Source organism: Marinifilum sp. D737, from assembly GCF_026672275.1.
Taxonomy (GTDB): domain Bacteria; phylum Bacteroidota; class Bacteroidia; order Bacteroidales; family Marinifilaceae; genus Marinifilum.
In genome coordinates, this window is the sequence record NZ_JANQCD010000049.1 from 19504 (window position 1) to 28721 (window position 9218).

The 9218-nt window shown below is 36.9% G+C and carries 12 protein-coding genes and 1 tRNA gene; 5 read left to right on the forward strand and 8 right to left on the reverse strand.

The genetic code is table 11. The features are described from left to right. Positions 1–53 precede the first annotated feature (53 nt). From NQ163_RS18970 to NQ163_RS18985, 4 genes are all read left to right on the forward strand, one after another. Positions 54–1031 (forward strand): deoxyhypusine synthase family protein, encoded by a 978-nt coding sequence (locus NQ163_RS18970; RefSeq protein ID WP_268191901.1) that lies wholly within the window; start codon positions 54–56, stop codon positions 1029–1031. Between the two features lie 40 nt (positions 1032–1071). Continuing rightward, complete coding sequence (locus NQ163_RS18975; protein ID WP_268191902.1) at positions 1072–1392, forward strand: hypothetical protein; 321 nt, start codon at positions 1072–1074, stop codon at positions 1390–1392. 198 nt (positions 1393–1590) lie between these two features. Continuing rightward, entirely contained in the window at positions 1591–2166 is a 576-nt protein-coding gene (locus NQ163_RS18980; protein WP_268191903.1) for a glutamine amidotransferase-related protein, read from the forward strand. A gap of 60 nt (positions 2167–2226) precedes the next feature. Further along, positions 2227–4377, forward strand: coding sequence for an ATP-grasp domain-containing protein (locus NQ163_RS18985; protein ID WP_268191904.1), 2151 nt, complete (start codon positions 2227–2229; stop codon positions 4375–4377). 67 nt (positions 4378–4444) lie between these two features. Here the strand turns inward: NQ163_RS18985 and NQ163_RS18990 are convergent, their stop codons facing one another. From NQ163_RS18990 to NQ163_RS19010, 5 genes are all read right to left on the reverse strand, one after another. Beyond that, positions 4445–4993: a GNAT family N-acetyltransferase gene (locus NQ163_RS18990; protein WP_268191905.1), complete on the reverse strand. Its 549-nt coding sequence runs from the start codon at positions 4991–4993 to the stop codon at positions 4445–4447. A 30-nt stretch (positions 4994–5023) separates the two neighbouring features. Further along, on the reverse strand, positions 5024–5401 hold the full coding sequence (locus tag NQ163_RS18995; protein ID WP_120239556.1) for a DUF2200 domain-containing protein: 378 nt from the start codon (positions 5399–5401) through the stop codon (positions 5024–5026). Positions 5402–5604: 203 nt separating this feature from the next. Continuing rightward, on the reverse strand, positions 5605–5853 hold the full coding sequence (locus NQ163_RS19000) for a hypothetical protein (protein ID WP_268191906.1): 249 nt from the start codon (positions 5851–5853) through the stop codon (positions 5605–5607). 53 nt (positions 5854–5906) lie between these two features. Then, entirely contained in the window at positions 5907–6485 is a 579-nt protein-coding gene (locus NQ163_RS19005) for a GNAT family N-acetyltransferase (protein ID WP_268191907.1), read from the reverse strand. Between the two features lie 375 nt (positions 6486–6860). Then, complete coding sequence (locus tag NQ163_RS19010; RefSeq protein WP_268191908.1) at positions 6861–7070, reverse strand: helix-turn-helix transcriptional regulator; 210 nt, start codon at positions 7068–7070, stop codon at positions 6861–6863. A 170-nt stretch (positions 7071–7240) separates the two neighbouring features. Between NQ163_RS19010 and NQ163_RS19015 the strand changes: the two genes are divergently transcribed. After that, positions 7241–7441 (forward strand): hypothetical protein, encoded by a 201-nt coding sequence (locus tag NQ163_RS19015; protein WP_268191909.1) that lies wholly within the window; start codon positions 7241–7243, stop codon positions 7439–7441. A gap of 182 nt (positions 7442–7623) precedes the next feature. On the opposite strand, the gene NQ163_RS19020 is transcribed toward NQ163_RS19015, so the two are convergent. From NQ163_RS19020 to NQ163_RS19030, 3 genes are all read right to left on the reverse strand, one after another. Continuing rightward, on the reverse strand, positions 7624–8322 hold the full coding sequence (locus tag NQ163_RS19020; RefSeq protein WP_268191910.1) for a DNA-binding domain-containing protein: 699 nt from the start codon (positions 8320–8322) through the stop codon (positions 7624–7626). Between the two features lie 182 nt (positions 8323–8504). After that, positions 8505–8939, reverse strand: a complete 435-nt coding sequence (locus NQ163_RS19025; protein WP_326493337.1) for a PPC domain-containing DNA-binding protein — start codon at positions 8937–8939, stop codon at positions 8505–8507. Positions 8940–9141: 202 nt separating this feature from the next. Beyond that, positions 9142–9215: transfer RNA gene (locus NQ163_RS19030), tRNA-Arg, on the reverse strand. Positions 9216–9218 lie beyond the last annotated feature (3 nt).

Consider the following 9218-nt stretch of genomic DNA (forward strand, 5'->3'; position numbering starts at 1 on the left):
TTAAAAACCCACTTAAAGCTTGCTACTTGAAGCTTGTAACTAAAAAATAAAAAATGAAAAATAGAGGACCGATTTCAAAATTCATGTTAGAGCATTACCGCCATTTTAACTCGGCAACAGTGGTTGATGCAGCACAAGCATACGAAAAACATTTGGATGAAGGTAAAAAGATGATGATTACTTTGGCAGGAGCAATGAGTACTGCCGAATTGGGGCGATCACTTGCTGAAATGATCCGTCAGGATAAAGTTCAGATTATTACTTGTACAGGTGCTAATTTGGAAGAGGACATTATGAATTTGGTAGCTCACTCTCATTACGAAAGAGTTCCGCATTATCGCGATCTTACCCCTCAGCAAGAGTGGGATTTGTTGGAGAAGGGGTTAAATCGTGTAACAGATACCTGTATTCCTGAAGAGGAAGCCTTTAGAAGACTACAGGGACATATTTATAAAATCTGGAAGGATGCTGAAGAGAATGGAGAAAGATATTTTCCACATGAATTTATGTACAAGCTGCTTCTTTCAGGAGTGTTGGAGCAATACTACGAAATTGATCCGAAGAACAGCTGGATGCTTGAGGCAGCCAAAAAGAATTTGCCAATCGTTGTTCCTGGATGGGAAGATTCAACCATGGGAAATATTTTCGCTTCATACGTGATTAAAGGAGAGTTGAAAGCTTCAACCATGAAATCGGGGATTGAATACATGGCTTGGTTGGCCGATTGGTATACCGATAATGCAGAGGACAAAGGAATCGGATTCTTCCAGATTGGTGGAGGAATTGCAGGAGATTTCCCAATTTGTGTAGTGCCAATGTTGTATCAGGATATGGAAAGAACCGATACTCCATTCTGGAGTTATTTCTGCCAGATTTCGGATTCAACAACCAGCTATGGATCTTATTCGGGGGCTGTGCCAAACGAAAAGATTACCTGGGGGAAACTAGGAATTGATACACCTAAATTTATTGTAGAATCGGATGCTACCATTGTAGCGCCATTAATATTTGCATACTTACTGGGATGGTAAGAATAATTTTAACCCAAAACCATTTTAAAGAATACCCAAAATGAACAAGCCACGAGTAATTCAGAACTACGAGAAGTTAAGCAAAGAAATTCAGGAGCAGATCAAATTGGTATATCCTGCCGGCTATATCGATTACCTGATTGAATTTACAAATGCCAAAGGTGAACTGGTAAGTGCTTTGCCTTTTGAAACCGATGAGAAGATCTATATGGTTAGAATGTCGGTAAGAAAAGCACAGGAGCTGGTCGATAATGATTCGGATTTTGATGATGATGGTGTTTTGCTTTCCAGCAAAAGAGAGAAATATGAGGACAAGTATTCTGATGTTGATTACTTATTTGAAGATGAAGACGACGATTAAGAATAAATATCAGGCAATATCATTTTAAGTTTTTAATTTGATATTGCCTGTAATGCCATTTAAATCTTAGTCCCAATATATAATTAGTTAGTCTTTAGGCGTAATGCGAACAAAGGATTCATGCTAATTAATAATCGGTATAATCCCGCTTTCACATCGCTTTTTTGTAATTTATATTATCATTTAAAATGAGTTGTTATGCTTTTAGTGATAGATAATCAGAGTGCATTTATAAAAAAGTTTAAACGTCAGTTTTTGGCAGAGCAGGATTTCGATTATGTGTTTTTTGATCACAATCAGCCAATTACTTTATCGGCAAAATCTGAGATAAAAGGAATCATTCTTTCGGGAGGTAGGGGAAATCCATATGAACCCTTAAACCTGACTTCTAATTTTATAGCATTAATGAATTTTGATGTCCCTGTACTAGGCTTTTGTTTGGGACATGAAATCATAGCTGTATCATACCGAGGAAGAATCAAGAGGTTGCCCGAATATCATTCCAAAAAGGAAGTGGTTACCATTCAGAAGTTCGATGATCCCATTTTTAAGGGCTTGCAATCCAACAAAATTCAATTGGTGAAAAGACACTCTTTTTACATCTCGGAATTGCCCGAAAGCTTCGAATGTTTAGGATATTCGGAAACTTGCCCTTATGAAATTATCAGGCATAGGGAGAAAGCAATTTATGGGTTTCAATCTCACCCCGAGGTTTCCGGAAATCAAGGTATGGTGATGATTGAAAACTTTCTGAAAATGTGTAAGATTTTATAAGGAAACAGAGATTTGGCTTTATGTTCTTTATGACACAGAAGATATTAAAAAATAAATGAAGTGAAAGTTGCAATAATTTATAACAAAGACATTACCGGGGTGATTAACACTTTGGGGATGCAAAACAAGGAGTTCTACAAGGAAGAGCAGGTAAAACGTGTTGCAAACTGCCTGGAAAAGGCTGGGCATAATGTATCCATATTGGATGGTAACATGTACATCATTGAGCGATTGCAGAATTTTATGCCACGTACCATTGAAGGTGAACAAATGGGGATGGTATTTAATATGGCCTATGGTATTCAGGGCGAAAGTCGTTATACCCATATTCCTTCCATGTTGGAGATGTTGGGGATTCCTTACGTGGGTTCAAATCCTTCGGGCCACGCTTTGGCATTGGATAAGGTAATGACCAAGGTAATTTGGCAAAGCAAGGGGTTGCCTACGCCGGATTTTTGGGTGTTTAATTCGCCCAATGATGACTTGTCGGGGGTGAAATTTCCCGTGATCGTAAAGCCAAAAATGGAGAGTGTTTCTTTTGGCTTAAAGGTGGTTTACAACGAAGAAGACCTGAGAGAGTGCATTAATTTTGTAGTGACGGAATTTCAGCAGCAAGCTTTGGTAGAGCAGTTCATTAGGGGGCGCGAGTTTTGCGTTGGTTTATTGGGCAATACGCCAATTGAAGCGTTTCCTGTTCTGGAGATTGATTTGGAAGGCGACCCGGATGGAATACAAACCGTAACCGATAAGAAAGAGAAGCCAAAGCAAAAGATATGTCCGGCCAACATTTCATCGGATTTGTCTGATGAGATGATAAAATATAGCATTGAAGCATTCAAGGCACTTGAATTGAGAGATTTTGCCCGTGTTGACATTCGATTGGACGAGAATGGAAAGATCTATCTTTTAGAGATCAATTCCATGGCAAGTTTGGGCGAAACAGGTTCTTATCCAACTGCGGCCAAAGTTGCAGGCTACGATTTTTCAAAGTTGGTGAACAAGATGCTGGATGTTGCATCGGTGCGATATTTCTCCAACAGCCTAATGACCGAATTGCCTGAGGAGAAAAACAAAAGTCTATCCTTTAATTCAAGAATTCGTTCTTTCCTTAGAAGTAGACAGCAAAATTCGGAAGCATTGTTAAAGAAGATGATTAACATCGACACCCATGTAAGAAACATCGAAGGTGTGAACGAGTGTGCTTCTCTCATTCGAAATGAGTTGAGCCATTTGGGGTTTGCTCATGAGGTTTTTCCACAGTATGAAGTAGGGAACATGATGTACTTTTCCAATTCATTTGGTGAAGAAGTTGATTACCTGATTTTAATGCCGATTGATGACTTTCAGAGATTGGATCAGCATGAGAATTTTTCAGAAACGGAACACCGTTTGTATGGAACCGGAGTTTGGGAGAACAAAGCAGGGGTAACGGCTTGTATTTCGGCATTGCAATCCTTGCGATTTACCAAGCAAATCAGGAAAACCAAAATTGGCATTGTGCTTATTACTGATAGTGCCATTAGTGGAAAGTTCTCGAAAAAATTAATTCGTGAAAAGGCAATGAAGGCAAAAACGGTTTTGTCTATGCACGGAGGAGGATTGGAAGAAACGGTGGTCACATCACGTTCAGGTTCGGCTTTGTTCTCATACAACCTTAAATTAATGGACAATAGTCAAGCCGAGAATGTAACCAATATCTCTCAGGTGTATTTCAAGACATTGGCTTCTATTATCGATTTAAGTAAAAACAATCCTGAAAATGTAATTGCTCCATACGAATCAGAATTTAAATCGAATATCTTCAAGGTGCATGCTTATGGTACTTCAAAAGTCAGTATCCGATTTAATTCGGAGGAAGAGTTCAAGCAATTGGAAGGCAAAATCAAAAAAATAATAACACTTCCTAAAGTTCGTAAAAAGGATTGCCAGGTTCAATTCGAAGGTGGAGTTAGCCGTCCTCCAATGGAATGTAACGATGCGAGTGCTGTGCTTTTTAGCAGAATAAAAACCATTGGAAGAAGCATTGACACCAGAATACAGGAGGAACACCGTTGGAGTTCTGCAGACATCTGTTGCATTGATAAAGACATTGCAAAAATTGATGGACTGGGGCCAATCGGAGGCTTCGACAAACAAAAGTCGGAGTTTATCTTAAGACACAGTTTGGTTGATAGAGCTTTATTACTTTCTCTTATTTTAGGTGGAAAATAAAAATTTGATGTAATCACTACATCAAGCATATCATTAGAAACAGTAAATCCAAGCTAATGCCTTGGATTTACTGTTTTGCTCCTTTTAGGCAAAGCCATTCCTCTCTTGTAATCTCGTAAACATACACCTCCAAACCGTGGTAAGAAACCTGAGGACCTCTTTTCATGCCATTTTTCTCAGCCACTTTTTGCGAAGCAATATTTCTGATATCAATAATGGAAACCAAGCCTTCGCACAAATTGGATTCAAATGCATAATCCCTAAATTTTATGGCTGCTTCGGTAGCAAATCCATTCCCCCAGTACTTGGGTAGGATGTGATAACCAATTTCGAGAACCTCTTCGCCATTGATTTCTTGAGTGAGCAATCCGCATTGGCCAATAAACTCACCAGATTCCTTCTTTAGCAAGGCATGATGACCATATCGTCCCGATTCATACCTGTCCAGCTGATATTGTATCCAACTTTTAGCTTGCTCTTTGGGTGTTGGACTTAGGTCGATACCCAGAAAAGGAAGAGATGGGTTGTTGATAAAAAATGCTTCCCATTTTCTGTCATCTTCATGACTAAGAGCTTTTATTTGCAGGCGCTTTGTTAGTGAGTTGTTTAAGTACATGGCACTTTTGCTTGGTGTAGGCACTGGTTTTTATTTCTTCTCTTCCCGTAAAATTTTCTCCATTTTACGACCTTTGGCCAATTCATCAATCAGCTTTTCCATACGTCTGCATTGTCTATACACTTCAAATTCATCCTCTATCTCTTCAATTCGATAGCCACAAACAACTCCTTTAATCATGTGTGCGTTGGGATGTATTTTAGCTCTTTGAAAAAAGGTTTCAAATGTTACCTTCTCATCAATAAGTTCTTGCAGTTTCTGTTCATCAAAACCAGTAAACCATTCTATTACCTGGTTGAGTTCTTCTTTGGTTCGGCCATTCTTCTCCAACCTGTTCAGGTAAAGTGGATAAATGGATGCAAAAATCATTTTGGCAACTTGTTCATTCTTTTTGGCGGTGACTTTCATGTAAAGGGATTTGTATTTAAATCAATAGCTGACACAGTTTGTGTATCCGTGCGAATATTGTCTGTTAATTTACAAAACAATAGGGTCACTGCAAAGGCTTCCTATCCTGTGGTAAATTTTATAGGTGGAGTGCAAAAGAATCTTGCATTAGCAAGGGCAATACGGTGGTACGAAAGTGAGAATCTCAAAAACACATTTTCGTATTAGTCGATTCTGATAATCTGATAGATGGCTTGATTTTCTTTTTCGAGTATTCTTACTACTTCTGGAATTTGTTGATTGCATATAAATAGATTGAATCCATACTTTACTTTAGTGATTTGTTCTTGGCTTATAAAATCTAATTGGCTAAGAATGTAATCAGATGCAATGTCTTTACTTCCTCCTAATTCGAAGTATACCCAAATCCGATTATCTGAATAATCCAGTGGTGTATTTTGTATGTTTGTCATATTGTTTGTAGTGCGTGTTGGCTGTTGTTATTATCTCAATTTTAGTTCTCCAATTACTTTTGCGGAACCCAGGAATAGAGATACAATTCAAAATCATCCATTGGGAGTTTTACTGTTTTGTAGAGCTTAAATCCATTTTTTTCGTAAAACTTTAAGTTATCCGGATTTGATGTTTCCAAATAAATCGGTAGTCCTTTTTCCTGACATGTTTGTTTTAAAAACTTTATCATTTTTGTTCCGATACCACTTCCTTGAGAAGAATTTTCAACACCAATAAACCACAAATGACAATAATCTGATTTTGGATGTAATTGCTTCAACATCTTCTCACGCTTTAAAAGTTGCAGACCTAACTTTAATCCAGAAACTTTAAATATAAAATATAGATCATCTAAAATGTTAGCCTTCTTGCCATTTGACAAATTACATAACACTACACCTGTCTTTGTAGTGTTCACAAAAGCAAAATTATTTCTGATACTAATTTTACTGATATATCTTATTTGATTCTCAATTCGCTGTAATCTTTTGTCATCTTGCTTTACGCAACGATTTACACTTAGATTAGTAGAAAAAGGAGGAGTTAATATTTTTATTAACATGGGAATATCATTTCTTCGAGCATTTATCATAGAAATGGTAATTTAGTACTAGTATTGTTTTTTATTCTTGTTCATTTATAATAACCGCTAAGGTAAAAACAAACGCAATTGTACTTATTACGATTATATCTTTAAAATAAAGTGTATTTATCTACCCAAATTGGGAAGTGTTGTACACTTATTATGTATCTGCATGTGAATGTACAAAACAATAAAGCCATAACAAAGGTTAAGCCGGGGTGATGGGAGAGAGCCGTTATAGTACGAGTGTCCTTGTGTGATAAAATTTTATTAATGGAACGCGATAGAATCGCTCCAGCAGGGAAGTTTAGCTCTCACTAACGACTATGGTCTACTACGCTGTCAAACTCTGTTTCGTGCGGCAGCGGGGGTTCGTTCAGAAATTTAATCTTTGGTAGCAACCAATAGAATTCTAACATTCACATCTAATACTTTTGCAATTTGAAACAAAGTTTCTACTCTCGGCTGCATTTCATTTCTGCACCATTTAGAAACAGTCGTTCGGTTCATTTCTAATTGATCAGCAAGCCAATTATTAGTTTTTCCTTTTTCTGCTAAGACTGCTTTAATGCGGTTATATATTTGTTTTTCCATTACTGTTGAGTATGGTTAGAAGACAAATATAATGACTTAAAATGAAATGCTTTTCGCATTATTTTATGCTTCTGTGTATTCATTTAGATATTTTTAATATCTTTGTTTTGCTTTTAAAGCATAATATTGTCCTAGTAAAGATTATTTTGAATATTTTAAAGTTTATAGATATGAGTCGAAGATATACCAAAGCAGACCTTGAAGAAATCGTTTCTATCCAGTTGGAAAATCTAAATGCTATGCATGACCTTTTAAGTATAATGAAACATCAAAATGAACTTTTAAATAATGTCAATAAGAAATTGAAAGATGAAATAACAGATTTTGAGCAAAGGTTATATCCAACTCGAAAACGTAATTCAAATACCTGATTCTACTTATAGGAAGGAATCATATTATTATTTAAAGTTGTAGGGCAGGGCATATTCAATACCAAACAAATCCTCCTCTGAACTTTTGTTTTATAGCTTAGGGAATGGCAATCATCTTCGTCGAAGAATGGTGTTTGTTTCGGCGAAGAAAGTTACGTTTCTCGACGAAAAAGTTATTGGGATCAATAAATAATCAATTGCTCGGGATACTTGCCAGTTCTAATTTGACTGGTATTAGGAAACAAACATCTTACTTCAAGAATAAATTTATGACCACTAATCTTTTCAGGCACAATAAACATCAGTTCTGATGGTTTATTTTTAATTAGATTGTCGACTCTAAATTCCAGTCCTTTTTCATTAACAAAGAATATCCCTTGATTTGAGTCTTGTGGATCAAATTTCAGTTTTTTTCCTCTAAGCGAAATAACATGGCTGCTTGAGAATCCTTGATTTGATTGCTTTGTATGTAAGTTTATAAAAGTATGGATTAGGGGAGTGTTATTGCTTAGGCTTAGCTTTTCGACTTCTATGTTTTCCACGCATTGCTTTAGCCTGTTGCCGGCTTTAATGTTAATTTGAACAGAATGTTTTTTGGAATCGAAAATCTCTTTTTCACTTTCGAATATTCCTTTAACAACAGCATGGATTTTATACATTCGAGTGTTTACATTCTTACCTTCCTCTATGGCCTTACAAACAGCAGCTTCGTACTCTTCGATAACAGCCAATGCCTCGGCCTTACTAACTGTAGAGCCTTTGGCAATCATTGCTTCAATAATTTCCTTTTCGGAAACCGTTTCGTTATTGGTAATTACAGCTGAGTATTTGTTTTTGCTGTTGTTTAAGCGGAATGGTCTTAATCCAAATCGTAAAGTCATTGCCTACAGTGTTAATGATTTTCTTGATTTTGAATTTAAGAATAATTCTATTATGATGTGCTATTTGGTTTAAAATTAGTCTACTGTGTTAAAAAAAAAACACGAAATCCTATAAAAGTATGGTGTATAAAAAATCGCCAACCAATGAAAGGATTACGATTTCTCAATGCCGCTCGAATTTTTTAATTCTCTTTCACTTTTAGTTCGTAGTAAGTGGTTTCCGGATCTATTTCGCGGATAAATTCGATGTTGGTGTTGTTCAAAAGTACAATCTCGGCTGTGGTATAAATTAGGTTTCCATCCATCAAATGTCCGCCAATGGTGTAGCCAGTACTATCGGATACCGAAATGTGAATGTGATTGTGTTCGCCTTTGTCGGCAAAGGTTCCGCTTAGCGATACAATTTCGAAATGTCCTTTCAAATGCAAGAGTCCTTTTTGGTTGGCAGGACGAATGATTAACTCTCTTAAGCTTCCTACACAAGTAGAGATGGATGCGGATTGCAATTGTCTCTCCTTTACAAAATGGGCCATTTCCTGCTTTAAATCCATTCCTGGCTGTAATCGCAGTGCATAGCTTTCTACATGATTTGGCTGACAGGAAAACAAAGTGATCAATGCTACAAAAAAAAAGGGAATTGTACAATTTAAACATGCTTGGTATTTTTTGAAAGTTAGGATGCAGAAGGAATTCCAAATTCCGTTGCCATTTGTTTGATGATATCAGTAAATGGCAAAAAAAATCGCCACCGGATGAAGGGTGACGATTTCTTAACCTGGAAGGGTGGAAGCCCCTTTGCTCCAAGAAAGATTTTTAGAGTGAACACGGAGGGAGTCGAACCCCCAACCTCCACAGCCGTAATGTGGTGCACTATCCAGTTATGCTACGCGTCCGTT